The sequence below is a fragment of the Pyxidicoccus sp. MSG2 genome (assembly GCF_026626705.1).
Taxonomy (GTDB): domain Bacteria; phylum Myxococcota; class Myxococcia; order Myxococcales; family Myxococcaceae; genus Myxococcus.
The window spans coordinates 7,520,783-7,545,858 of sequence record NZ_JAPNKC010000001.1 but is presented as its reverse complement, the minus strand read 5'-3'; the positions used below and the strand labels follow the sequence as shown (position 1 = coordinate 7,545,858).

The 25,076-nt window shown below is 71.3% G+C and carries 20 protein-coding genes; 7 read left to right on the top strand and 13 right to left on the bottom strand.

Features of this window, described 5'->3' with window-relative positions:
• Positions 1 to 2: 2 nt before the first annotated feature.
• On the bottom strand, positions 3 to 1,304 hold the full coding sequence (locus tag OV427_RS29740) for a tetratricopeptide repeat protein (protein WP_267859573.1): 1,302 nt from the start codon (positions 1,302 to 1,304) through the stop codon (positions 3 to 5).
• An 11-nt stretch (positions 1,305 to 1,315) separates the two neighbouring features.
• Positions 1,316 to 2,794 carry a PLP-dependent aminotransferase family protein gene (locus tag OV427_RS29735; protein WP_267859572.1) on the bottom strand — a complete coding sequence of 493 codons (1,479 nt, stop codon included), beginning with the start codon at positions 2,792 to 2,794 and terminating at the stop codon, positions 1,316 to 1,318.
• An 80-nt stretch (positions 2,795 to 2,874) separates the two neighbouring features.
• Between OV427_RS29735 and OV427_RS29730 the strand changes: the two genes are divergently transcribed.
• Positions 2,875 to 3,702, top strand: a complete 828-nt coding sequence (locus tag OV427_RS29730) for an NIPSNAP family protein (RefSeq protein WP_267859571.1) — start codon at positions 2,875 to 2,877, stop codon at positions 3,700 to 3,702.
• A 56-nt stretch (positions 3,703 to 3,758) separates the two neighbouring features.
• Here OV427_RS29730 and OV427_RS29725 read toward each other — a convergent pair whose 3' ends face one another.
• Entirely contained in the window at positions 3,759 to 5,831 is a 2,073-nt protein-coding gene (locus OV427_RS29725) for a response regulator (protein ID WP_420718371.1), read from the bottom strand.
• A gap of 141 nt (positions 5,832 to 5,972) precedes the next feature.
• Here OV427_RS29725 and OV427_RS29720 point away from each other — a divergent pair, with 141 nt between their 5' ends.
• Together OV427_RS29720 and OV427_RS29715 are read left to right on the top strand one after the other, a co-directional pair.
• Entirely contained in the window at positions 5,973 to 6,755 is a 783-nt protein-coding gene (locus OV427_RS29720) for a DUF2270 domain-containing protein (protein WP_267859569.1), read from the top strand.
• Positions 6,756 to 6,909: 154 nt separating this feature from the next.
• Entirely contained in the window at positions 6,910 to 7,914 is a 1,005-nt protein-coding gene (locus OV427_RS29715; RefSeq protein WP_267859568.1) for an isocitrate dehydrogenase (NAD(+)), read from the top strand.
• A 63-nt stretch (positions 7,915 to 7,977) separates the two neighbouring features.
• Here OV427_RS29715 and OV427_RS29710 read toward each other — a convergent pair whose 3' ends face one another.
• Genes OV427_RS29710 through OV427_RS29700 form a run of 3 tightly spaced genes read right to left on the bottom strand, consistent with a single transcriptional unit; the run spans position 7,978 to position 10,105 of the window.
• Positions 7,978 to 8,367 carry a translation initiation factor gene (locus OV427_RS29710; RefSeq protein WP_267859567.1) on the bottom strand — a complete coding sequence of 130 codons (390 nt, stop codon included), beginning with the start codon at positions 8,365 to 8,367 and terminating at the stop codon, positions 7,978 to 7,980.
• Positions 8,368 to 8,378: 11 nt separating this feature from the next.
• Positions 8,379 to 9,782: a thioredoxin domain-containing protein gene (locus OV427_RS29705; protein ID WP_267859566.1), complete on the bottom strand. Its 1,404-nt coding sequence runs from the start codon at positions 9,780 to 9,782 to the stop codon at positions 8,379 to 8,381.
• The gene (locus OV427_RS29700) at positions 9,779 to 10,105 is read right to left on the bottom strand and encodes a cupin domain-containing protein (RefSeq protein WP_206724673.1); all 327 of its coding nucleotides are present in this window, start codon (positions 10,103 to 10,105) and stop codon (positions 9,779 to 9,781) included. Before OV427_RS29700 ends, OV427_RS29705 begins: the two co-directional genes overlap by 4 nt.
• Before the next feature lie 38 nt (positions 10,106 to 10,143).
• On the opposite strand from OV427_RS29700, the gene OV427_RS29695 reads away from it, so the two are divergent.
• Positions 10,144 to 11,217 carry an aminomethyltransferase family protein gene (locus OV427_RS29695; protein ID WP_267859565.1) on the top strand — a complete coding sequence of 358 codons (1,074 nt, stop codon included), beginning with the start codon at positions 10,144 to 10,146 and terminating at the stop codon, positions 11,215 to 11,217.
• A 78-nt stretch (positions 11,218 to 11,295) separates the two neighbouring features.
• A complete protein-coding gene (locus tag OV427_RS29690; protein ID WP_267859564.1) occupies positions 11,296 to 12,108 on the top strand; it encodes a hypothetical protein in 813 nt (270 codons plus the stop codon).
• Positions 12,109 to 12,114: 6 nt separating this feature from the next.
• Here the strand turns inward: OV427_RS29690 and chrA are convergent, their stop codons facing one another.
• The 5 genes from chrA to OV427_RS29665 all read right to left on the bottom strand — a co-directional run bounded on the left by chrA (position 12,115) and on the right by OV427_RS29665 (position 17,025).
• On the bottom strand, positions 12,115 to 13,380 hold the full coding sequence (gene chrA / locus OV427_RS29685) for a chromate efflux transporter (RefSeq protein WP_267859563.1): 1,266 nt from the start codon (positions 13,378 to 13,380) through the stop codon (positions 12,115 to 12,117).
• A 52-nt stretch (positions 13,381 to 13,432) separates the two neighbouring features.
• Complete coding sequence (hppD, locus tag OV427_RS29680) at positions 13,433 to 14,596, bottom strand: 4-hydroxyphenylpyruvate dioxygenase (protein ID WP_267859562.1); 1,164 nt, start codon at positions 14,594 to 14,596, stop codon at positions 13,433 to 13,435.
• A 29-nt stretch (positions 14,597 to 14,625) separates the two neighbouring features.
• Positions 14,626 to 15,285 (bottom strand): maleylacetoacetate isomerase, encoded by a 660-nt coding sequence (maiA, locus tag OV427_RS29675; RefSeq protein ID WP_267859561.1) that lies wholly within the window; start codon positions 15,283 to 15,285, stop codon positions 14,626 to 14,628.
• On the bottom strand, positions 15,282 to 16,262 hold the full coding sequence (locus tag OV427_RS29670; protein WP_267859560.1) for a fumarylacetoacetate hydrolase family protein: 981 nt from the start codon (positions 16,260 to 16,262) through the stop codon (positions 15,282 to 15,284). Before OV427_RS29670 ends, maiA begins: the two co-directional genes overlap by 4 nt.
• 262 nt (positions 16,263 to 16,524) lie before the next feature.
• Positions 16,525 to 17,025 carry a hypothetical protein gene (locus OV427_RS29665; RefSeq protein WP_267859559.1) on the bottom strand — a complete coding sequence of 167 codons (501 nt, stop codon included), beginning with the start codon at positions 17,023 to 17,025 and terminating at the stop codon, positions 16,525 to 16,527.
• Between the two features lie 139 nt (positions 17,026 to 17,164).
• Here OV427_RS29665 and OV427_RS29660 point away from each other — a divergent pair, with 139 nt between their 5' ends.
• The gene (locus OV427_RS29660; protein ID WP_324290003.1) at positions 17,165 to 18,076 is read left to right on the top strand and encodes a LysR family transcriptional regulator; all 912 of its coding nucleotides are present in this window, start codon (positions 17,165 to 17,167) and stop codon (positions 18,074 to 18,076) included.
• A 220-nt stretch (positions 18,077 to 18,296) separates the two neighbouring features.
• Complete coding sequence (locus tag OV427_RS29655) at positions 18,297 to 23,261, top strand: protein kinase domain-containing protein (RefSeq protein ID WP_267859558.1); 4,965 nt, start codon at positions 18,297 to 18,299, stop codon at positions 23,259 to 23,261.
• 28 nt (positions 23,262 to 23,289) lie between these two features.
• On the opposite strand, the gene OV427_RS29650 is transcribed toward OV427_RS29655, so the two are convergent.
• Entirely contained in the window at positions 23,290 to 24,315 is a 1,026-nt protein-coding gene (locus OV427_RS29650; RefSeq protein WP_267859557.1) for a class I SAM-dependent methyltransferase, read from the bottom strand.
• A gap of 127 nt (positions 24,316 to 24,442) precedes the next feature.
• Positions 24,443 to 24,955, bottom strand: a complete 513-nt coding sequence (locus OV427_RS29645; protein WP_267863499.1) for a pilus assembly protein PilB — start codon at positions 24,953 to 24,955, stop codon at positions 24,443 to 24,445.
• Positions 24,956 to 25,076 lie beyond the last annotated feature (121 nt).

Below are 25,076 nucleotides of genomic sequence, written 5' to 3'. Positions count from 1 at the left end.
CTTCACACAGCGGAGAGTCCCTCCGCGGTGAGGCGGAAGACGCCTGCAATCCCATCAGGAGACGGCACCAGTCGCTCCAGCGCTTCCCGCGCGGCGGCGTCCGACTCGCGGCAGACGAGGGCCAATTCCCGTCGGCCCAGCGACACCCGCAGCGGTTCGTCACCGGCCTCCAGCGTCAACCGCTCCCGCTGCGACGTGGTGAGCAGGCGTGCACCGTCGTGGCCATCTCCCGCCGCCACGGCCCACAGTCCGGAGAAGGCCTCCGCGAGCCGCACCTCTCCCTGGTCGATGAGGACGGGCCGCACCGGCGCGGGGCTCGCCTCCAGGTTGCGCCAGGCCGCCGCGTCCACCGCCTCGGCCGTGAGTCCCACGGGGGCCAGCGCGGACTCCGGCAGGTAGCGCACGAAGTCGGCGTCCTCCAGCACGTAGAAGACCTTCAGGCCCGCGGGGCCCGGCCGGTGCAGCGCGCCCACTGCCCGCGCCGCGAAGTCCGCCGGCCGCAACACCGGCCGCAGCCGTGACTCCAGCGCGGCGCCCTCCGCGCTCAGACCCGAGGAGAGTCCTCCCAGCCGCGCCGCCAGCGCATCCACGTGCGCGGTGAGCCCTTCCGTGCCCGGCGACTCACACCACGCCGCGTACAGCGAGCCCACGTCCACGCGCCCCACTCCTCCCGAGGCGAGCTTCACCAACAGGTCCTTCCCCTGCCGCCGGAAGGTCACCCGGGCCCGGCCCAGCGCGGCGGCGAGCGCCGTGGTGAACTCCGGACGCAGCACCTGCTCCTGGGGCGCGGGCGGAGGCGGCAGGTCGGCGGCCTCCAGCTCCTCCTTCAGCAGCCGGGCCTCGGCGTCGAAGGGGTCTCGCTCGAGCGCGTCCTTCACATACGCGCGGGCCTTGTCGGCCTCGCCGCGCCGCAGCCCGAGCACCGCGAGCACCTTGAGGACTTCAGGGTCATCCGGCTCCTGCGCCCGCACCTCGCGCAGCAACGCCTCCGCGTCGCCATGGCGCTCCAGGCCCAGCAGCGCGCGGGCGAGGCCCAGACGCACGGGTATGTCCCGGGGGAAGTCGCGTCGCAGGGACTCCAGCAATGGCAGGGCCTCGCGCTCTGCACCCGCGTTGATGAGCGCATGGGCCACCGCGAGCCTCGGCGTCGGGCCGGGCGTGCTGCGTGCCTCCACGCGCAGCAACTCCAACTCCGTGTCGCTGAGACTCTCGCCCGCCTCCACCTTCCGGCGGACGCGCTCCAGTTCTTGGGAGGCGCTCACCCGCGCGACTCTAGTGCCACGCCCGGGCGGGCCCAACCCCATGGGCAGGATTGTCAGCCTGCGCGAATGGCCTTCCGGAGCCGTCGCACCGCGTCCGGAATCCGCCCGGCGTCCGTACCGCCGTACCCCAGCACCAGCCCCGGTCGGGACGCCTTCTCCAGGTAGCAGGACGACAGCGGCATGGCCCAGATGCCCTCCTTCGCGGCGCGCTCGGAGAGCTGTCGGTCCTTGAAGCGCTTCGGCAGGGCCGCCACCAGGTGCATGCCCGCCTGCGCGCCGAGGACCTCCACCGTGTCGCCCAGTTCCTGGGCGAGCGACTCCACGAGCACCGTGCGCCGCTCGCGATAGAGCTGCCGCATCTTCCGCAGGTGACGCGCGAAGTGGCCCTCGGTGAGGAAGTCCGTCAGCGCCGCCTGGAAGAGCGTGGGCGGGAAGATGTCCATCGCATCGCGCACGCGCGCGAAGCGCGGCACGAGGTCCGGTGGGAGCACCATGTAACCCACCCGCAGCGCCGGGAAGAGCACCTTGCTGAAGGTCCCGATGTAGATGACGCGCGCATCCCTATCCAGCCCCTGCAGCGCGGACACGGGGAGGCTCTCGTAGCGGTACTCGCTGTCGTAGTCGTCCTCCAGAATCCACGCGCCGCTGCGCTGCGCCCAGTCCAGCAATTGCAGCCGGCGCGACGCGCTCAGCGTCACCCCGAGCGGGTACTGGTGCGAAGGCGTGACATACGCGGCCCTCGCATTCGCGCAGCGCTCGATGCCCGCGCTCACGTCCAGCCCCTCCGCGTCCACGGGCACTGGCACCATGCGAGCGCCCGCCATCGTGAGCACGTCCTTCGCCCCCGGGTAGCCCGGTTCCTCCATCCAGACGGGACTGCGCGCGTCCAGCAGCACACGCGCCGACAATTCCAGCGCCTGCTGCGAGCCGCTCACCACCATGATGTGGTCCGCCTCGCACCGCACCGCGCGCGACGTGCGCAGGTACGCGGCGAGCGCCTCGCGAAACGGCCGGTACCCCATGGGGTCGCCATAGGTCAGCAGGCTCCGGGTGGGGTTGCGCGAGTGCCGCGCCAGCAGCGCCGACCAGACCTGGAACGGGAAGTGGTCCACCGCGGGCTGGCTCACGCGAAACGCGCCCCAGCCTCCGTGCCAGGGCTCGGACGTGAGGCTCTCTCCGAGGACCGCGCTCCCCTGCGAGAGGATGCGCCGGCCCGGGGTGCCTCGCACCGGGGCGTGGGCATCGGCCGGTGGCGCCTCGTCGGGGAGCGAGCGGGCGACGAAGGTGCCCGCCCCCACGCGGCTCTCGAAGTAGCCCTCCGCGAGGAGCTGCTCGAAGGCGCCCAGGATGGGGATGCGGGAGATTCCCAGCTCGGTGGACAGGCTCCGCGTCGAGGGCAGCCGCTCTCCCGCGCGCAGCCGCCGGTCGACGATGGCCTCGCGATAGCCCTCGTATATCTGCCGGTACAGCGGCACGGCCGAGCGGCGGTCCACCGCGATGATGGGGACGATGCCCGACGGGGCTCGCTTCATGGCCCGCAGGATAATGGCCATACGGTAGCCGGCCAAAGCGGTCATTGAGGATGGCCACTCCAGCATGGACATTGCGGCCCATGCCACGGCCTCAAGTCTTCACTCCCGCCCTCCTGCTGCTCTCGCTGGCCTGCGCGGGCTCCCGACCCACCACGGACGCGCCCTCCATGCCCCACGACTCCTGCTGCGCGATTGTCGAGCTCCGCCAGTACACCCTGAAGCCCGGACAGCGGGACACGCTGGTGGACCTCTTCGAGCGCGAGTTCATCGAAAGCCAGGAGGCCGTCGGCATGCCCATTCCGGGGGAGTTCCGCGACCTCGACCGGCCCGAGCGCTTCGTCTGGCTCCGGGGCTTCTCCGACATGGCCTCGCGACACCAGGGGCTCACCACCTTCTACGGCGGCCCCGTCTGGAAGGCGAACCGCGAGACGGCGAACGGCACCATGCTGGACTCCTCCAACGTGCTGCTGCTCAAGCCCTCCCGCCCCGACTCCGGCTTCGGCCACCCCCTGGGCGAGCGTCCCCCGAAGGGTGCCACCGCCATTCCCCCGAGCGTGGTCCTCGCCACCGTGTACTCCTTCGACGCGCCAGTGGATGAGGACTTCGTCCGCTTCTTCGAGAACGAATTGAAGCCCGCGCTGGCCGAGGCCGGCCTGCCCGTCTCGGCGTACTTCCAGACGGACGACAGCCCCAACACCTTCACCCCGCTGCCCGTCCGGGAAGGTGAGCACGTCTTCGTCTGGTTCTCCGGCGCGCCTTCCGCCGAGGCCCTCCAGGAGCGCCTGTCACGGCTCACGGCCTCGCAGGCGTGGAGCGCGCGCGTGGAGCCGGAGTTGAAGCGCCGCCTCAAGTCCGCGCCCGAGGTGCTCCGGCTGTCGCCCGGTGCTCGCTCACGCCTGCGGGAGTGAAGCGTGGCAACTCCGCCGACACGGCCCGCACCGCGTGAAGGCCTCGCGCGGCGCGCTCAGTGCTGGATTCCCGAGGGGCCCAGGTCCGGCGCCTCCGGGCCCGCCTCCCCGGCCGGCCCGCCCTCGCCCGCGCCGCCCTCCGACTGGCCGAGGAAGTCGTCCAGCGCGCCCACGTCGATGGGCTTGCGGAACACCGCGTCCACCAGCGCCAGGTTGGCGCGGTTCTGCCCGCGCACGTCCATGCCGGTGACGATGGCGAGCAGCGTCTGCGGCGAGCGCTGTCGCAGCTCGCGCGCCAGCTCCCACCCACTCATCTCCGGCATGACGGCGTCCAGCAGCGCGGCATCGAAGCGGCGCCGGTCCCACATCCCCAGCGCCACCTCCGGGCTGATGGCCACCTGCACCTCGTAACCCTCCTCGCCCAGCACCTCCGCCATCATCCGCGCGTTGTCCAAATCGTCATCCACCACCAGCACGCGGCGCGTCTTCTGGAAGCGCCGGGGCGCCTCCGGCCGCGTCACCTCCGCGCGCGAGGCCTCCCCGCGGGGCGCCTGCGCCGCCGCCTCATGTACGCGCGGCAGCCGCACCACGAAGGCCGCACCGTGTCCCGAGGTGCTGTTCTCCGCCGTCAGCTCGCCACCCCAGCGCTGCACCTGCGCGCGCGCCACCGCCAGGTACAGCGACAGCTGCGGCGCCCCGGTGTCCCTCCGCAGCGGGTCGAACAGCTGCGTCAGCTCCTCCACCGCGTACGGCGGGCCCTCGTCCTCGATGCGCAACGTCAGCCACGGCTCGCCCTCCGCACGGGTGGTGACGCGCAGCCGGCCTCCATTCTCCATGCGGTCTCTCGCGGAGAGCAGCAGGTTGACGATGAGCTCGCGGAAGAAGCCCGCGTCCGCACGCACCTGCCCCGGGCTGCCCAGGTCCAGGTCCACGTGGACGGGGTGCTCGCGCTGCTCCAGCTCCCCGCGCGCCAGCTCCAGCGCCTCGCGCACCGTCTGGTCCACCGGCACGTCGGTGGGCTGCTCCTGGGTGCGCTGCACGTTGAACTCCTGCAGCCGCGCCACCAGCTCGCCAATCTGCCCCACCGTCTTGTCGAGCGCCTCCAGGTGCTCGGCCTTGAACTCGCGCTGCAACAGCGTGATTCGCAGCCGCAGCACGTTGAGGAAGTTGTTGAGCGCGTGCGCCGCGCCGCTGGCCAGCTGCCCCAGCGCCTGCTGACGGGTGCGCTGCAACAGGCGCCCCTGGAGGCGGCGCAGCTCGCCGTGCGCGCTCTGCAGCGCCTTCGTCTTGTTCACCGCCTCGGTGCGGTCGGTGAAGGTCTGGATGGCGCCGGCCAGCTCACCCTCCTCCTCCCAGACGGGCGTGGCGCTCAGCTCCAGCGTGGCCTCGCCGCCGCTGGGACGCTCCACCACCATCATCACCCCGCGCACCGGCCCCTTCTCCTTGAGCGCGCGCAGGAAGGGCATGTCCGTCACCTTGAACGGCTCACCGGTCAGGTGGCGCGCGTTCACCTGCGACAGCACCGGGCTGAGCGTGTTCGCCGCGCGCGCGCCCAGCACCGCGCGCATGGGCAGCCCCATCAGCCGGCTCACCGGCGGCGTGACGAACGACACCGTGCCGTCCACCTCCGCGAGGAGGATGCCCACGTCCACCTGGTTGAGCACCGACTCCATCACCGCCGCCTCGCGGAAGCGCACCTCCTCCGTCTTCAGCACCCGCGCATAGGACGCCTGCGCCGCCGCGTGCGCCTCCCACACCAGCTCGGCGATGAGCTCCGCCACCTCGGGCTCGATGGAGTTCCCGTTGCGGCGCCCGTAGACGTACAGCAGCACCTCCTCGAGGGACTTGAACTCGCGCGTCAGGTCCTCGGGGTCGAAGCTCTGGCTGTAGCGAAAGGCGCCGTGTGAGCGCACCACCTCCGGCCACAGGCGCACCGCATCATCCCCCCGGTCCCTGAGCAGCCGGGCCAGCTCGTCCAGGAGCCGGCGCAGTGGGGCGCGCAAGTCGCGTCCCGGGATGTCCACCTCGTACGTCTCGGCGCGCAGGCGCTTCGCCCAGAGGCGCGCCACGCGTTCGCGCTCTTCCTGGAGCAGGTCGGAGAGGGCCTGGATGGGATTCACGGCGGACACGTTCAAGACGGGAAGGTGCGCACGCCCGCCCGCCATGGCCACCCTGCGCCTGCCTGGCTGCTCGCCGCCCCGCCACCGCGCGTTGGCCGGTCATCACCCGCGTTGCATCCGCCTGGCAGTCGTCCCACCTTGCAGGGACGGATGGCAGGCACCGAGCGCAACAAGAACGACTTGCTGGAGCCGCCCTGGCTCTCGCAGCAGGCCATGGCGCAGCTCTTCCGTGGCGAGCTGAGCCGCTCCGACACGTGGCGCACGCGCCTGGACACCACCACCAACTGGGCGCTCACCACGACGGCGGCCGTCATCTCCTTCGGCTTCGCCACACCGCAGAGCTCCCACGTCACCTTCCTGGTGGGCATCTGGATGGTGTTGTCCTTCCTCCTCATCGAGGCGCGGCGCTACCGCTACTACGACTTGTGGAACCGCCGGGTCCGTCTGCTGGAGGACGGTTGGTGGGCGCCCATGCTCCGGCGCGAGCCCGTGGACCCGGACGCGATGCGCGAACTGGCGGTGGAGATGTCCCGCCCGCAAATCCAGCTGTCGCTCTTCTCCGCCATCTCCACGCGGCTCAACCGCGCCTACGGGCCCATCCTGATGGTCCTGATGGCCACGTGGTTCGTGAAGGTCTACAGCCACCCCAAGCCGCCGAAGGACTTCGCCGAGTTCCTGTACCGCGCCCATGTGGCCTGGCTCCCCGGCCCCGTGGTGATGGCCTTCCTGGTCTTCCTCACCATCGCCGCCACCTACCTGTTCATCTCCTCCTTCTTCATCCGCGCCCCCATGGGGGAGCTGCGCACGCGCCCCCGGGGCCGACGCGCCGCCCTCTGGGAGTCGTTCTACCGGCCCTACGCCATCCACAGGCGCCGCACGCCCGCCCACCGCCGCCCCCCGTCGCCTCGCCCGTCGTCGTCTTCCGAGCACTGAGCGGCGGCACCGGGGCCGGCCCACCCGTCCGGAGAGGGGCCGGGCGTCCCCCGTCCCCCGGGCCTTCCGGACTCATGGCCGCCATGCCCGCCGCTGAAACGCGGCTGTTTTCGTCCTTTCGGGCCCTGGGGTTTTGTGCTGTGAATCCGCACCCATGGCGAACACCCGTACTGTCACGATCATCAATGGCGATGGCATCGGCCCCGAGGTGATGGCGGCCACCGTGCGCGTCCTCGAGGCGCTCAAGGTGCCTCTCGAGTTCGAGCACAAGGACGCCGGCACCGAGGTGGTGGCCAAGTACGGCACCAACCTTCCCCACGAGACGGTGGAGGCGGTGCTGCGCAGCGGCGTCGCGCTCAAGGGCCCCACCGGCACCGTGGTGGGCGGCGGCCTCCCGTCGGCCAACGTCGGCCTGCGCAAGCGGCTGGACCTGTACTCGTCGCTGCGGCCCGTGAAGAGCGTGCCCAGCGTGAAGACGCGCTACGACAACGTGGACCTCATCGTCGTGCGTGAGAATACCGAGGACCTCTACGCCGGCCTGGAGCACATCATCGTCCCGGGCGTGGTGGAGTCCCTCAAAATCATCACCGAGAAGGCGTCCACCCGCATCGCCCGCTTCGCCTTCGAGTACGCGAAGCGGCACGGGCGCAAGAAGGTGTCGGCCGTCCACAAGGCCAACATCATGAAGCTGTCGGATGGCCTCTTCCTGGACTGCTGCCGCAAGGTGGGCCGCGAGTACTCCGACATCACCTACGAGGAGGTCATCGTCGACAACCTCTGCATGCAGCTCGTCAAGGACCCGACGCGCTTCGACATGCTGGTGACGGAGAACCTCTACGGCGACATCGTCAGTGACTTGTGCGCGGGCCTGGTGGGCGGCCTGGGCGTGGTGCCCGGCGCCAACATCGGCGAGCGCACCGCCGTCTTCGAGGCCGTGCACGGCACCGCCCCGGACATCGCGGGCAAGGGCATTGCCAACCCCACCGCGCTGATGATGTCCGCGGTGATGATGCTGGACTGGCTCGACATGCGGGAGGCGGCCCGCCGCATGGAGAACGCCATCCACAAGGTGTACAGCGGCGGCACGGTGCGCACCGGCGACCTCGGTGGCGGCGCCACCACCCGCGAGTTCACCGACGCCATCATCGCCGCGCTGTAGCCAGCACGGCGACGTCGCACACACGGGCCCGGGGCGCTGCGAGCGGCCCGGGCCCGCTGCGTTTCAGCCCACCGTCACCTTGCGCACGCCGCGCGCCTCCAGCAGTGCCGGCAGCCGCTCGCGCTGGTCGCCCTGGAGCACGAGGGCGTCATCCTCCACCACGCCCCCGCAGCCCAGCGAGTTCTTCAGCGCCTTGAGCCACACCTCGCGCTGGGGCGCGGGCAGCTCCAGGTGCTCCACCACCGTGACTTCCTTGCCGCCACGGCCCTTGCGCTCCATGCGCACCACGGCGCGCGCGGGGCCCTTCGGCTCGGGCTTCGCGGGCGGAGGCTTCACGGGCGCGGCGGGCGCCTGGGGCAGTTCCTCGCGCTTGGAGGACAGCGCGGCGAACGGGTTGTTGAACGGGGCGGCCGGGGCGGCGGGCGCCTCGGCCTTCTTGTCGCGCTTGCCCATGGCGTGGCTCGTCAGTGGTTGTGGCCCGCGTGGTCGTCATGCCCCCCGGCCGGCACGGGGCGCGGCGGCGGCAGCACGCTGAAGGCGGGGGCGCTCGGGTTGCCGCCCGCCATCACCAGCGCGTAGAGCAGCGGCGCGGACGGCGGCGCCTGGCGGCCGTTGACCACCACCAGCGGCGTGCCGCTGATGTGGTGCTTCATCGCGTAGGTGGAGTCCTCCTGGAGCTTCGCCGCCGTCGACGGGCTCGACATGCACGCGTCCAACTGCATGCGGGACACCGAGCCGGAGGAGGCAATCTCCAGCACCCGCTCCGTGTCGAGGAAGGCCTGCGCGGCGAAGAGCTTCTCGCGCAGCTCCCAGTAGTCCGGCGCGCCCTCCAGACAGATTTGGGCCCGGGCCGCGCTGCAGCGCACGCTGGGCGCATCCGGGCCGCGGCGCGGAATGGCCGGGTTGCACGCGCCGTCCAGCGGGAACTGGCGGGCCTCCAGCGACATCTTCCCCTCGGGCACGCGCTTCTTCAGCACGGACAGCTCCTCCACCAGCGCCTTGCAGTGGGGGCACTTGCTGTCCGTCCACTCGACAATCTTCACCGGCGCGTCCGGAGGCCCGTAGAGCTTGCGCGCGGGGGCCACGGCGGGCAGCGGCTGGCTGGCGCGGTACTGCGCGAGCCCGTCCGCGATGAACTGCTTCTGGTCCGCGCTCAGGCTGCCGAGGAACTCCTCCAGCGACGCGGGCGGCGTGCTGGCCTGCCCCGAGCCCTGGCTGCCCTGGCTGGAGACGGGCGGCGGCGGCGGCAGCAGCGCGCTGATGTTGTCGCTGGCCTTCGGCGTGGCGCGCCCGGGGAGCAGCAGCGCGAGGAAGGCCGCGACGGTGATGCCCACCGTCCACTGCAGCGTGGAGCCCCACTCGCCGGACGCCGGCGCCACCGGGCCCGGCAGCCCGCGCCAGGCCACGCCCGCGAAGGCCAGCACCAGCACGTAGGTGCCCAGGCACGTCGGGCACACCGCGCCCGAGCTGAAGCTGGCCAGGCCGAAGACGAGCACGGACACCGCGCCCGCGAGCGCCACCAGCCTCAGGCCATTGGCGGCGGGGCGCACGGAGCGGCCCGCGCGAGCCCACGCGAGGTACAGCGCGGACAGGCCCACCGCGACCAGGCCCCACACCAGGCCCAGGCCGGCGACGGGGATGCCGAGCATTTCGTGGACACGGCTGGCGAAGGGCGAGTTCCACACCGTCTCGCAGTTCACCGTCTCGGAGATGCCGCACACGGTGGGGCCACCCCCACGCAGGGTGACGAGCTGCATCCACTGGAAGATGGCGAGCCCGCTCTCGGCGAGGCCCAGCACCAGCAACGCCAGTGCGCCGCGGACGGGAGCCGTGGGAGAGGGGGCCTTGGAGGAGGACTTCGGGCTCATGCGTGCTCCGGGGGCGGGGTCATCAGGACGAGGAGTCGGGCGGGTTCCGGGCCGTCATTGACGACGCCGTGCTCGGAGCCCGCGGGGGCGAAGATGGAGGCGCCGGGGCCATGCACTTCCTCCTCGGCGCCGACGCGGAAGCGGCAGCGCCCTTCCAGCACGACGTACACCTTGTCGGACGTGGCATGGCGGTGCGGCTTCTGGGCCTGCCCGGGCGCGACGCAGTAGACGTCGAGGAAGAAGCGCCCGGACTGGAAGAGGTTGTGCTTCTGGAGCTTCTCCGGGGAGAAACCCTGGAAGGTGGACAGGTGCTTCACATCCATCGTGGCATTCGCTCCTTCGCCTCTATATAGCGACGGACATGGAACCGCTGTCTCTGCATTTTCTTCACGAGGCGACGGGCGCCCGCTTCATGGACGTGGGCGGCCGTGAGGCCGTGGCCGGTTATGGGGACGGGGAGGGAGAGTACCGGGCGGCACACGAGGCCGTCGCCCTCCACGACGCCTCCTACCGCGAAATCCTCCGGATAACGGGGGAGGACCGCGCCTCCTTCCTCCATGGCATGGTCACCCAGGAGGTGAAGAACCTGCCCGTGGGCTCGGCGGCCTACGCCGCCATGGTGAACGCCAAGGGGGCCATGGTGGCGGACGCCCGCATCCTCAAGCGGGAGGCGGACCTGCTGCTGGAGCTGGAGCCCGGCACCGGCACCAAGGTCCGGGAGTTCCTGGACAAATACCTCATCTCCGAGGATGCCGAGCTGCATGAGGCGACGGGCGAGCATGGCCTCCTCCGGCTGCTCGGCCCCCGCTCGGCCGGGGTGCTGGCCGCCGCCCTGGGCGGCCCCTTCGAGGTGCTCGCCCACCATGCCACCCGGGCGGCCTCGCTCGCCGGGCAGGAAGTCGTCCTCGTGGGCAACACGGCGGTGGAGCCCCATGGCGTGGACGTGTGGGTGCCGCGCGCCGGACTGGAGCCGGTGTGGCGGGCCCTGACGGAGGCCGGCGCCGCGCAGGGGCTGAAGCCCCTGGGCTTCGAGGTGCTGGAGTTGCTGCGCGTGGAGGCCGGCGTGCCCCGGTACGGGCAGGACATGGTGGACACCACCATTCCCCTGGAGGCGAACCTCGCGAGCGCCATCTCCTACAACAAGGGTTGCTACATCGGGCAGGAGGTCATCGCCCGCGCCACCTTCCGCGGACACATGAACCGGAAGCTGACGGGCCTGCTGCTGGGTGACGCGGACGTGGCGCCGGGCACGGAGCTGCGGCGCGGGGAGAAGAAGGTGGGCTGGCTCACCAGCGTGGTGCGCTCGCCGGTGAAGGGCCAGCGGGTGGCGCTGGGCTACGTGCACCGCGACTCGCTGGAGCCGGGCACGGAGCTGACGCTGGCGGAGGGCCCCGCCACCGCGAAGGTGGCCGCCCTGCCCTTCACTCCGGCCTGAGTGGCGCGGGGCGCGTCCCTTCGGGCACAGTAGGGCGCTGTCGCCGGGCCGTGCCGGCGCGAGAATGGAACGGACTTCATGGCCCCGCGCTCCACGCCCCGCCCGCCGTGGCTGCTCGCCACGCTGGTGCTGCTCACGCTGACCGGCTGCTTCGACCTCGTGCAGGAGGTGTGGATCAACCCGGACGGCTCCGCGCGCGTGGTGCTGGACCTCGCCATTCCCAAGGGGTTGATGGCGCTCGGGGAAGCGGGGGGCGGCAAGAGCCTTCTGGACCAGGTCCGCGAGAAGCAGGAGTCCGCCCGGGAGAAGGTGGGCAAGGACCCCAACGTCCAGAAGCTGGAGCAGCGGACCTACGAGGAGGGCGACAAGGTCCACCTCGTGCAGGACCTGACGGTGCACGACGCGACGAAGCTGCCGGAGCTGTACCGGCAGCTCGCGGACGACGTGGCCCGCGAGAGCAAGGGCAGCGCGGGCAACTGGGACTTCCGCATCGAGCGCAACGGTGGCGACTACCTCTTCACCCAGCGCTTCGTCCCGGACAAGGCCGCGGCGCCCGTGAAGGACCGCGAAGACGCGGCCGAGCTGGCGGCGAAGGAAATCGCGAAGGGGATGGCGAAGGCCCTCTTCGCGAACAACCACATCACCGTGCGCGTCCACGGGCCGGGCATCGGCGAGACGAACGGTACGGTGAACGAGAAGAAGGACACCGTGGAGTGGAAGGTGCCCCTCGCGGAGCTGGTGGACGTGTCCTCGGAGGGACGCGAGTTCCGCGCGGTGGTGCACGGCGGCGAGCCGCTGTGGCTGTGGCCGGTGGTCATCGGCGTGCCGCTGGCGGTGCTGGGGTTGGCCATCTCCGCCGCCCGGAGGAAGCGCGCCGCGTACGCGCGGTGACTCGCGTCAACGCGCCAGCAGCATCCCCACCGCGCCTCCGCCCAGCACCAGCCACGCGGAGTTGACGCGGAAGCGGATGAGCAGCACCGCGGACACGGCGGCGAGCCCCACCGTCCACGCGTCCACCAGCGCCGCGCGTCCGAGCTGCCACGTCACCACGGCCATCAGCGCCAGCGACGCCACGTTGACGCCGTCCAGGAAGGCCCCCGCCACCCACGAGCGGCGCAGGCGCGGCACCAGCGGTCCGCTGAGCGCGACGAAGATGAAGGCGGGCAGGAAGATGCCCACCGTGGCCAGCACCGCGCCGGACGCACCGCCCAGCACGTAGCCGATGAAGGTCGCCGTGGTGAAGACGGGGCCCGGCGTCACCTGCCCCACCGCCACCGCGTCCAACAGCTGCGCCTCCGTGAGCCACCCGTACCGCTCCACCAGGTCCGAGCGCAGGAAGGCCAGCAGCACGTAGCCGCTGCCGTACAGCACCGAGCCCACCTTGACGAAGAAGAGGAAGAGGCCGGACAGCGAGAAGGGCACCGCCGTGGCGAGCGCACCCGTCACCGGTACGACGGGCCACAGGGGCAACACGGCTGCCGTGGTGGAGCCGCTCCCGCCGGGCGACGCCGGGGGGGCCTCACGCGTCGCCGCCCGTGCAGGCACCGGGTCCTGCGCCAGAGGCGGCCCGGGCGGCCTCCGCCGACTCCGCTCGCCCGCGCGCCACAGCAGCACGGCGAGCCCGGCCAGCAGCAGCAGGAGCAGCTCGTGCACGCCCAGGAAGGCCGCCGTCACGGAGACCACGCCCACGGCGGCGGCGAGTCGCGTCTTCACCACGTTGCGCAACAGGCCCCACAGCGCCTGGAGCACCACGGCGATGATGACGGCCTTCACGCCGTACAGCAGCGCATCCACGCGGGGCAGGCTGCCGAAGCGCGAGTACGCCCAGCCGATGGCGCCGACGATGAGGAAGGCCGGGAGGATGAAGCAGACACCGGCCACCACCAGCCCGGGCCAGCCTCCGCGCCGGTGGCCGATGTGGATGGCCAGCTCCGTGGAGTTGGGGCCGGGGATGAGGTTGGCGGCGCCGAGCAGGTCCACGAACTCGTCGCGCGTGAGCCACTTCCGGCGCCGCACCACCTCGTCCTCCATCATCGCGATGTGGGCCGCGGGGCCGCCGAAGGCGGTGGTGCCCAACCGGAGGAACAGGAGCGCCAGTTCCTTCAGCGCGGTGGCGCGGTCCGGAGCGGTGGCCTCGGGAAGGGAGGACTGCGGGGACGACATGGCCCGTACCCTACCCGGCACGGGCCCGCGTGAGTGCAACGTCGCGGCGACGCTAGATGCGCCCCTCGGACTGCTGCTGGCGCTCGATGCTCTCGAACAGCGCCCGGAAGTTGCCGCCGCCGAAGCCCTGGTCTCCCTTGCGCTGGATGATTTCGTAGAAGAACGGGCCCGCCGACGGCTCCTTGTAGAGGCTGGCCGCGTCCTTCATGAAAATCTGGAGCAGGTAGCTGTGCTCCTTGTCCCCGTCGATGAGGATTTCGAGGTCCCTCAGCGTCTGGATGTCCTCGTCGATCTTCTTGATGCCCAGCTTCTGGATGCGCTCGGGCAGCGCGTCGTAGTACGTGCCCGGGGTGGGCATGAACTCGATGCCCGCGCCCCGCCGCATGTCCTTCACCGAGGTGAGGATGTCCTTCACGGTGAGCGCCAGGTGCTGCACGCCGTCGCCCCGGTGGTCCTCGTTGAAGATGTTGATTTGCGAGGACTTGAAGAAGGGCCGGTAGGGCTCGTTGTTGGCGAACTTCACGCCGCTCCTCGGGTCCCACACCACCTCGGACTTCAGGCCGCTGCCGTGCGCGCGCTTCTCCTTCGCGGCCACGTCCTCGGTGTGGAACTCGATGTGCCAGAACTTCTCGAAGCCCATCACGTGCTCCATCCACAGGAGCATGGGGCGCATCGTCTGGAAGTTCGACGTGACGTGGTCGATGCGGCCGAAGCCGTACTTGTTCTTCCCGCCCTGCGGCGTCGCGTGGCGGATGTAGCCCGGGTACAGGTCGCTGTAGCCGTCGCGCTGGACGAAGCGGAAGGTGGTGTCACCGAAGGGCGTGGTGATGGAGAACATCGCCAGCTTCCCGCCGCGCGCGTCGGTGGCGCGCACGATGTCGGTGATGAAGGTGGCCCCCCGCTGGTCCAGCAGGCGGAAGGCCTTCTCCGCGTCCTCCACCTCGAAGTTGAGGGTTCCCACCCCGTCCGGGTGCTTGCGCAGCCAGCGGGCGGCGCGGCCACCCTCACCCACCGGCTGGCTCACCATCAGGACGACGTCGCCCGCCTGGAACACCGCCGACTTCTGCCGGCCCTTCGTGTCCAACTCCGGCGACGACACGCCCAGCTCCGCGAAGTCCAACCCCTTCGTGTAGAAGTTGCGGCTCCGCTCCAGGTCATGCACGTACCAGTGGACGCTCTCCAGCGTCTTGATGCCCAGGGATTCCGGTCTGGCCATGTCGTGACTCCTTCACGGTGCCGCGGGTGTCAGGCCGGTGCCGCGTCGGGCTGCCGGTCCGGGTGGGCCGCCTGGAAGGCGGCAAGCTCGTTACACGCCGCTTCGATTCGCAGCAGCGTGGGGTACGGCGTCAGGTCTACCGCGAAACGCCGCGCCCCATAGAGTTGGGGCACCAGGCAGATGTCCGCCAGCGACACCTCGTCCCCCACACAATAACGGCCCGCCGTGGGCTTCACCGCCGCCTCCAACGCTTCAAGGCCCCGCGCATTCCACCAGGCCGCCCAGGCCTTGTCGTCCCCGTGCAGCTCGCTCTTGATGCGTTGCAGCACGCCTAGGTTCTGCAGGGGCTGAATCCCGGAGTTCACCATCTCCGCCAGCATGCGGGCCCGGGCCTGGAGGTAGAGGTCCTTCGGGAAGAAGGAAGGCGCGGGGTGCCGTGCCTCCACGTACTCCAGGATGGGGAGCGACTGGGACAGCCGGCGCGCGGTGCCGTCGTCCTCGGTCCACTCCAGCGTGGGCACGGTGCGCATGGGGTTGAGCGCCCGGTAGGCCTCCGAGTGCTGCTGCCCGCCGTCCTTCAAGATGTGCACCGCCACGTACTCGTACTTCAGCCCCTTGAGGCCCAGGCCAATGCGCACGCGCCACGACGCGGACGAGCGCCAGTAGCTGTGGAGGCGCAGGCTCTTCATGGCACCTTCCTCACCGTCTGGGAGATGCGGCCGAAGACGCTGTTGCCTTCCGCGTCGAGCATTTCGATATCAATCGTGTCGCCCGGCTTCATGAAGGGCGTCTTCGGCTTGCCCTCTTCAATGGTCTCAATCATGCGGCGCTCGGCGAGGCAGGAGATGCCGCGCGCGCGGTCCGCGTTGGACACGGTGCCGCTGCCGAGGAGGGTGCCGGCGGTGTAGCTGCGCGTCTTGCACAGGTGCTGGATGAGGTCGAAGAAGGAGAAGTGCATCTCCGGGCCGGCGTCCGTGTCGCCCACCTGCACGCCGTTGAGCACGGACTGCAGGCGCAGGTGGATACGGCCGTCATGCCAGGCGGCGCCCAGCTCGTCCGGCGTCACCGCGAAGGGGCTGAAGGCGGTGGCGGGCTTGCTCTGGAAGAAGCCGAAGCCCTTGGCCAGCTCGTCGGGGATGAGGTTTCGCAGGGAGACGTCGTTGGCCAGCAGCAGCAGCTTGACGTGCTTCTCCGCGTCGGCGGCCTTCGTGCCCTGGGGCGTGTCGCCGAGGATGGCGCAGACCTCTCCCTCGAAGTCCAGGCCCCACGCCTCGTCGGCCAGGGGGATGTCGGCGGTGGGCGCGAGGAAGTCGCCGGAGCCACCCTGATACACGAGCGGGTCCGTCTTCAGCGTGGGCGGCGGCTCGGCGTTGCGGGCCTTGCGCACCAGCAGGACGTGGTTGAGGTAGGCGCTGCCGTCAATCCACTCGTAGGCGCGGGGCAGCGGGGCGTGGAGGGCGCGCACGTCCAGCGGACGGCTCTGCACCGTGCCCGCCTCGAGCTGCGCGGCCAGCGCACGCAGCTGCGGCTCCTTCGTGTCCCAGTCGTCCAGCGCGGCTTGCAGCGTCAGGGCCACGTTGGTGGCCAGCGCGTAGGCCGTGTTGTCCCGCTTGATGACGACGAGCCGGCCGTCACGGGTTCCGTCCTTGAGCGTCGCGAGCTTCAATCCCGGGCTCCCCGGCGGCCCATGGGGGGAACGGCAGGGCCGCCATCTGTGGCCCGGCTTTTCCGCCGGGGGGCCGGGGGTGTCAAGCGTGACGATTCGCCCGACACACCATCTAAGGGATTACCAGCAGGAGGTCCTAAGGGATTACCAGCAGGGCATCCGCGCCGGCAGGCGAGCGTAGAAGTTCGCGCCCGTGTTGCTGTCCCACTCGCCGTTGGCCGTGGCGGCCACGTAGAGGTCCCACGCATCTGGTTGTTGAGTTTCACGAAGATGCTGCTCTGGTCGTCCCGGTACTTCGTGCGCAGGTAGCCCGGCGGAAGGCACGGAGCAACTGGACGAGGGCGAGCACCGCCGGGACGACCTGGAGCACACCGGTCAGCTCGAAGAAGAAGTCGTTCGGCAGCTCATAGGTCGGCGGCGGGAAGAGCCGCTCCAGCAGGGCCACGGACGCGCCTCCGAAGTAGAAGACGTTCTTGAGGACGTGGTTGTAGAAGCCCTCGAACGCGCCCACCATCCCCACGGGCACCGCGAGCGTCGTCAAGGCGAAGAGAAAGAACGCCCATCTCGCGCGTGACAGGGCGAGCGCGCCCAGGAGGACGACGGCGGTGACGGCGGCCACGCCCACCATGTGCAGCCGCCACGGCGTGCGGTAGATGAAGGCGCCGTAGGCATGGTGCACGCTCGTCAGCAACAGCACGGTGAGCGAAGCCACGGCGGAGCGGCCCGCGGCGCCCCGGAACATCGACGGTTTCCCGGTCTCCATCACGCATTCCTCCTCGGGTACACGGGCCCATGGGTGGGCCTCGTGACTCACGAGGAGGGATGTGCCGTGCGCTCCGGTTGAGTGCGAGTGAAGCCCCGGCACATCATCCATGCGTCCCTCGCATCAATCCCGTGCCCGCATGTCCATGCACTCGCTCGCCAACATCGACGCCTTCGTCCGCACCGTGGAGGACGGTGACTTCACGCGCGCGGCGCGCAGGCTCGCCGTCACCGCCTCCGCGGTGAGCCGGCGCATCGCCCGGCTGGAGGAGGAGCTGGGCGTGCGCCTCTTCCAGCGGACGACGCGGGCGCTCCGACTCACCGAGGACGGGCGCGACTTCTACGCCCGCTGCCAGCGCATCCTCGCGGAGCTGGACGAGGCCAGGGAGTCACTCGCCCGCTCCCGGAGTCGGCCCACGGGCCTCTTGCGCGTGGAGGCGCCCCAGGTCATCGGGCAGCTCGTGCTCACGCCCGCCCTGCCCCGCTTCCTGGAGGCCTACCCGGGCGTCGAGCTGCACCTGACGCTGCGCGACGAAGTCGTGGACCCCATCACCGAGGGCGCCGACGTGCTCATCCGCATGGGACAACTGACGGACTCACGGCTGGTGGCGCGCAAGCTGGCGGTGGCGCGGCTGGTGGCCGTGGCCTCCCCCGCCTACCTGCAACGCCATGGCACGCCAGTGGCGCCCACGGACCTGGCGCGGCACCAGTGTCTGGGCTTCCTGCGCCAGGGGGTGACGGGGGAGTGGCGCTTCAAGGACGGCCGCGTCGTGCCACGCGGCGCCTTCCACGTCAGCCAGGGCGCCACGCTGCGGGACGCCGCGGTGATGGGGCTCGGCATTGCCTGGATGATGGACTTCATGGTGGCGCGCGAGCTGGCCACGGGCGCGCTCGTCACGGTGCTCGACGCGCACGCCTGCGAGGAGCGGCCCATCCACGCGCTGCATCCTCCCAACCGACACCTGCCCTCCCGGGTCCGCGTGTTCCTCGACTTCGTGAAGACACTCTTCCCCGACTCCAGGGCCCCTTCGCACAGGGGCAACCAGACGTAGCGAGCCACCGTCCCCACCCCCGGGCTCCGAGCCACCTCCACCCGGCCACCCGAGCGGGTGGGAAGCGAAGCGTGTACGACTGTTGATGTCCCAGGCGGTGCACGGAAGGCGTGCGCCTGCCTCCCCCTTGGCACCATCCATTCCGGCACCCAAGGTTGTGGGAGGGACGCACGGCCGACCGTATCGCGGGGAGCGATTCGATTGGGGGCGAGGGCACTGAATGGCTGAGGGCTTCCAATATGCCGGCGCCGCTCCCGGAGAGCCGCAGCCAGGCAGGCGTCTGGGGAACCGCTTCGAGCTGGTTCAACGCCTGAAGACCGGCCGCGGCATCTCCACGTGGGTGGGCAACGACCTGCGCACCGGTGAGCGCGTGGTCGTCAAGCTGACCTCCGCCGTGGCGCTCGCGCCCGCGGCCCGGCATCGGCTGGAGCACGAGGCGTCCGTCCTCTCCCGCCTGGACTCCTCCACCATCGTCCCCGTGCGCCACCTGGGCACCTCTGGCGAGCTGCTCTACCTCGTGACGCCCTGGCTGGAGGGCGAGACGCTGGAGGAGCGCCTGTCCGAGGGGCCCCTCTCCGTACCGGAGGCGCTCATCCTGGGCCGCTCGGTCCTCACCGCGCTGGCCGAGGCCCACCGCCACGGCGTCCTCCACCGCGACGTGAAGCCCTCCAACCTCCTCGTCTCCGGCAAGCCCCTCTCCCACGCCACCCTGGTGGACTTCGGCCTGTCCCGCAGCGAGCGGCTGGACCCGTCCCTGCGTGATTTGCCCGTGGGCACCGCGCGCTACCTGTCGCCGGAGCAGGCGGGGTTGCTCAACCGGCCGGTGGAGGCCACGTCGGACCTGTACTCGGTGGGCATCGTCCTCTTCGAGGCGCTCTCCGGCCGGCCCGCCTTCGACGGCACCTCCGTGGGGGAAGTCCTCCGCCAGCACCTGGCGACGCGGCCCCGGCTGCGCGCGGTGGGCGTGGAGGTGCCACGCGCGCTGGAGGAACTCATCTCACGCCTTCTCCAGACGGACCCGCCGGACCGCTACCAGTCCGCCGAGTCCGCGCTGGCCGACCTGCGCGACATCGAGGAGGCGCTGGCGCACGGACAGGCGGAGCCGGAGCTCGTCACCGGCGCGCACGACCAGCGCCGCAGCCTCACCGAGCCCTCCTTCGTCGGCCGCCAAGAGGAGGTGGCGACGCTGGAGCGCGAGCTGGAGCGCACCCGCACGGACCCGGGCCGGCTCGTCGTGGTGGAGGGCGAGTCCGGCGGCGGCAAGAGCCGCCTCCTGGAGGAGTTCTCCGCGCGCGCCCTGCAGCACCGCGCGTGGGTGCTCCAGGGCCAGGCGCTGGACCAGGCCGCGCAGCGGCCCTTCCAGCTCTTCGCCGGCGTGGCCACGGGAATCACCACCGCCATGAAGGAGCGGCCCGCACTGGCGCAGGTGTTGCGCGAGCGGCTGGCGGGCCAGGAGGCCGGGCTGTGCACGGTGCTGCCGCAGTTGGAGCCCGCGCTCTGCCCCGTGCCCCAGGCCACGGCCCAGGGCCTGGGGCCGGAGTCGCTGGGTGAGAGCCGCAGCATCTGGGCCCTCACCGCGCTGCTGGGCGCGCTGGGCACGGAGGACGAACCCGCCGTGGTGGTGCTGGACGACTGCCAGTGGGCGGACGAGCTGACGCTGCGCGCGCTGGAGGGCTGGTCGCTCGCGCGCCGCCAGGCCCGGGGCCGCGTGCTCGTCGTCGTCTCCTTTCGCAGCGAGGACATCTCCTCCACGCACGTGCTGCGGCGGCTGGCTCCCACCGCCCATCTGAGATTGTCCGCCTTCGGCCCCGCGGACGTGACGCGGCTGGCTGAGTCCATGGCCGGCGCGCTCCCGCACGAGGCCACCGACCTCGTCACGCGCCTGTCCGAGGGCAACCCCTTCATGGCCAGCGCCGTGCTGCACGGCCTCGTCGAGGACGGCGTGCTGGTGCCCGGCCCGAACGGCTGGCAGGTGCAGGCGGAGGCCATGGCGCACGCGCGCTCCTCGCGTCAGGCGGCCACCTTCCTCGTGCGGCGCCTGCGCCTGTTGCCCCCGGATGCGCTGCGCCTCATGTCGGTGGGCGCCATCCTGGGCAAGGCCTTCGACCTGGGGCGCATGGCGGCCCTGGCCGGCAACACCCCCGCGGACGTGGTGCGCGCGCTGGACGAGCCACGCCGCCGGCACATGTTGTGGGCGGACGGCTCCCGCTACACCTTCGTGCACGACAAGCTGCGCGAGGTGCTGCTGGACATGCTGACGCCGCAGGAGCGCCGCGAGCTGCACCGGCTGGCGGCGCGGGCCGCGGCGAAGAGCGTCCCGCAGGACTCCTTCGAGCTGGCGTACCACTTCGACGCTGCGGGCGAGTACCAGCAGGCACTGCCCCATGCGCTGATCGCCGCCGAGCAGGCCCGCCAGCGCTTCGCCCTGGAGACGGCGGAGCTGAACTACCGCATCGCCGAGCGCGGCGCGCCCGGCGCCGACGCGGGCACCCGCTTCAGCATCGCCGCCGGCCTGGGCAACGTCCTCATGCTGCGCGGCCGCTACGAGGAGTCGCGGCAGCAGCTCGAGCGCGCCCAGTCGCTCGCCCACGACAAGCCGGAGCAGGCCCGCATCCTCGGCCAGTTGGGGGAGCTGGCCTTCAAGCGCGGAGACTTCGGCCAGGCCAACACGTACCTGGAGCAGAGCCTCAAGCTGCTGGGGCGCTGGGTGCCTCCGCGCGGCCTGCTCACCGGCGCCAGCTCGCTGTGGGAAATCCTCTCGCAGGCGGGCCACACCGTGGCCCCGCGCGCGTTCCTCGCGCGCCGCCCGCTGGAGCGGGGCGAGAACGACATGCTGGCCATCCAGCTCTACAGCCGCCTCGCCTACGGCTACTGGTACCGGCGCGGGCGCATGGCCGTGCTGTGGGCGCACCTGCGCGACTTGAATCTCGCCGAGCGCTACCCGCCCACGCCGGAGCTGGCGCAGGCGTACTCGGCGCACTCGCCCGCGCTCACCACCCTGCCCTGGTTCAGCCGCGCGTACGCGTACGCGGAGAAGTCGCTCGCGCTGCGCCGGCAGCAGGGCGACGTGTGGGGCCAGGGCCAGTCGCTGCACTTCTACGGGCTGGCCTTCTATGCCTCGTCACGCTTCCGCGACTGCATCGAGAAGTGCCGCGAGGCGGTGCGCCTGCTGGAGCGCACCGGCGACCCGTGGGAGGTGAACAACGCCACCTTCCAGATTGCGATGTCCCTCTACCGGCTGGGCCGCCTCAAGGAGGCGCTGGAGACCAGCCAGCGGCTGCACGCGGCCGCGACGGCGCTGGGGGACCGCTACGCGCAGCGGCTGGGCCTGGAGGCCTGGGCCAAGGCCGCCGGCGGCCGCATCCCCGGCTCGCTCCTGGAGGCCGAGCTCACCAACCCGGACCAACCGGACCCGCAGAGCTACGCGGGCGTCCTCCAGGCCGAGGCCATCCGCCTGCTGCGCCTGGGCGACGCCGCCGGCGCGGTGGAGGTGCTGGAGCGCGCCGAGCGGCTCGTCGACGAGGCCCACCTGCGGCAGGAGTACGTGGCGCCGATTGCTCCCTGGCTCGCCACCGCCCTGCGCCAGCTCGCCGAGGGCACCTCCAGCCTGCACCCCGCCCGCCGCGACGCGCTGCTGGAGCGCGCGGACGCGGTGGCGAAGCGCGCCCACCAGACGGCCCGCACGTACCACAACAACCTCCCCCACGCGCTGCGCGAGCGGGGCCTGCTGGCCGCCATGCGCGGCCACCCCCGGCGCGCGCGCCGCTACCTGGAGCAGTCCCTGCGCGTGGCCGAGGCCCAGGAGATGCGCGAGGAGCGCGCGCTGACGCTCAAGGCGCGCGGCGAACTGGGGCGGGCGCTGGACTGGCCCGGCGCCGTGGAGGACGTGGCGGAGGCCACCCGCGAGCTGGAGGCCCTGGGGGAGGGCGTCACCCCCGAGGCCGAGCGCGACAACGGCGGCGTGGGCACGCTGTCGCTGGTGGACCGCTTCCCGCGCGTGCTCGAGGCCGGCCGCCGCCTGGCCTCCGCCCTGTCGCGAGAGGCCGTCATCGAGGCCGTGCGCCAGTCCATGCTGGAGCTCCTGCGCGCCGAGCACTGCGTGGTGCTGGACCCGCAAGTCTTGCTGCCCGACGAGGAACTGCAGGCCCAGGGCGTCAGCCGCACGGCGCTGGCCCGCACGCTGGAGACGGGCCGCATCGCCGTCATGGGCCAGGGGCTGCCCGGCGGGGTGAGCGAGAGCATGGAGCTGCTCGGGGTGCGCTCGCTGCTGTGCGCGCCCATCCAGGTGCGCGGCAAGACGGTGGCCTGCGTGGTGGCGAGCCACCGGCAGGTGGGCGCGCTCTTCGGTGAGGACGAGGAGCGGCTGGCGGAGTTCGTCACCGTGCTGGCGGGCGCCGCCCTGGAGAACGCGGAGAACTTCGCCCGCATCGCCGCCCTCTCCGAGGAGCAGGGCCGCCTGTACCGCGCCGAGCAGGAGGCCGTGCGCCGGCGCGACGACTTCCTCTCCATCGCCGCGCATGAATTGAAGACGCCGCTCACCTCCCTGCAGCTCCACATCCAGGGGCTCCAGTCCCAGGTGCGCGCGGGCACGCAGAAGCCGCTGTCCCCGGAGAAGCTCGGCGCCAAGCTGGAGTCCGCCTACTCGCAGACGCAGCGGCTGGGGCGGCTGGTGAATGACTTGCTGGACATCTCCCGCATCGCCCAGGGCCAGCTCCACATCAAGCTGGAGGACGTGGACCTGGTGGCGCTGGTGAAGGGTCAGCTGGAGCGCAGCCGCGAGGCGCTCACCCGCGCCGAGTGCCCCGCCCGCCTGCGCACCTCCGCGCCCGCCATGGTGGGCCGCTGGGACGCCATGAGGCTGGAGCAGGTGGTGGGCAACCTGCTGGCCAACGCCATGAAGTACGGCGCGGGCAAGCCCATCGAAATCGACCTGCAGGAGAACGACGGCATCGTCCGGCTGAAGGTGAGCGACTTCGGCATCGGCATCGCGGAGGAGGACCGCGAGCGCATCTTCGAGCGCTTCGAGCGCGCGGTGTCCGTGCGCCACTACGGCGGCTTCGGCCTGGGCCTGTGGATTGTCCGCGAAATCGTGCAGGCCCTGGGCGGCGCCATCGACGTGGAGAGCACCCCGGGCCAGGGCTCCACCTTCACCGTCACCCTGCCCCGCTCGGGGCCCGTGCACTGAAATCCGAGCCCCGCGCGCCGTGCGCGCGTCAACGCCGCGTCAGCTCCAGGTAGATGACGTTGTCCTGACTGTCCCGGTACAGGCGCACGGAGGCGAGCTGGTCCAGGGGCACCTCGCCCAGCAGCGCGCGCATGCCGTCCTCGTCGCGGTAGATGAGCCACCAGTCCATGAAGGCCTCCATGTAGCCCGTCTCCGGCGGGTACATGGCGAAGTTGGCCACCAGCATCCTCCCGCCCGAGCGCAGCATGCCGAACAGCAGCCCGGTAAGGCGCGTGGCCACGGAGTCCGAGAGGTAGTCGTAGAGGCCCGCCGAGTAGACGAAGTCCATGTCCTGGAACTTCGTCTTGCCCGACAGGAGCGCGCGCACCGAGCCGCACACCGGCTTCACCACGTCGAGCGGGTTGTGGTGGGAAATCTCCGCCAGGCTCAGCGGGTCCTGGTCGAAGGCGATGAGCTCACCCACGCGGTGCTCGACCACCGCGCGCGAGGACTCGGCCTCGCGCAGGTGGCCACACGCCACGGAGAGGATGCGCGCGCCGCCGGGGACGCGCTCGGCCGTGTCGTCGATGGCCCGCGCCAGCAGGAGCTTCCGCTCGCGGACGCTGAGCGAGCTGGGCTGCTGGTGCATGTACTTGTAGATTTCACGGCCCGCGTGCAGCTCGTCCGCGGCCCGGTCCATGTAGAGGTAGTCGATGAGGACCGCGTCCCCGGCGTACCCGCGGGGGCGCTCGAACGCGCGGCGCGTGAAGGGGCACTGGTGCAGGAAGGGCCGCAGCGGGTGCTTCTTCGCCGTCTCCTTGCAGAAGCGCCGCCATACCTCCGGGCTCCACCGCCGTCGCAGGGTGATGAGGCCCAGGTGCAACGAGTGCATGTTCTGCCGCAGTACCTCGTCGGGGCCGCCCAACATCCGCTCGTGGACGTTGTCGAGCCACTCTCGTGCTTCCTCGAAGGCTTCCCGGAACGAGTCCTCGGGCACCGGGACGACCAGCTGGTTGCGCTGGGCAGGGAGCAGGTTCGGGGCGGTGCTGATGGGAGTGGTCTGGGAATCGTGCATCGCCAACACAACGCGGAAGGGGATGGCTTTCACTTCCCCCAGAAGCAGCCCCCACCCGCCCCGCATTTCAGGCGACCGGACAGGCGCGACCCTGGTGGCTCACTCCAGGACGGCAGGCGAGGTGGGGCTAGGGCTCACCTCCCCGCGTGATTTCCAGGGCGGGCCCGTCGTCGGGCGCCAGCTCCAGGGGGGCGATGCCCCGCGTGCCGGACAGGCCGTGGTGGCGCAGCGTCCGCTCGATGTCGTCCGGCAGGGCGAGCACCGGGCGCACGGTAAAGTGGGTGATGAACGACAGCTCGTCCAGGGCAGGCAGGTTCTCTGGCTGGTCGGTCGCCACGTAGAGGATGCCGCGCGAGCCCTGGCGTTCCACGCGCAGCGGGCACACCCTCAGCCGCGTCAGCACGTCCGCCGGGACGCTCCTCACCACCGCGGCCGGCACCTTCTCCATCTGCTCACCCCGGACGAAGGGCACCCTGAGCTGGCTGGACAGCGCTCGCTGTACCTGCTCCGGCGTGAGCAGCCGCAGGTACACCAGCGCCTCGCCCAGCCGGCAGTGCCACCGCGAGTGGTACGCCAGCGCCGCTTCCAATTGCTCCCGCGTCACCAGTCCCAGGTGAAGCAGCAGCTCCCCCAACCGCATGCGCCGCACGACCCACCCCCACGGCATGCTTCGCGGAGTGGGACGTGCGTACGCCGTGCCACACAGTGGCCCAGTGCTTCCGCACGGTTGCACCGGGCATGCTCAGCCCGGGTGAAACCTT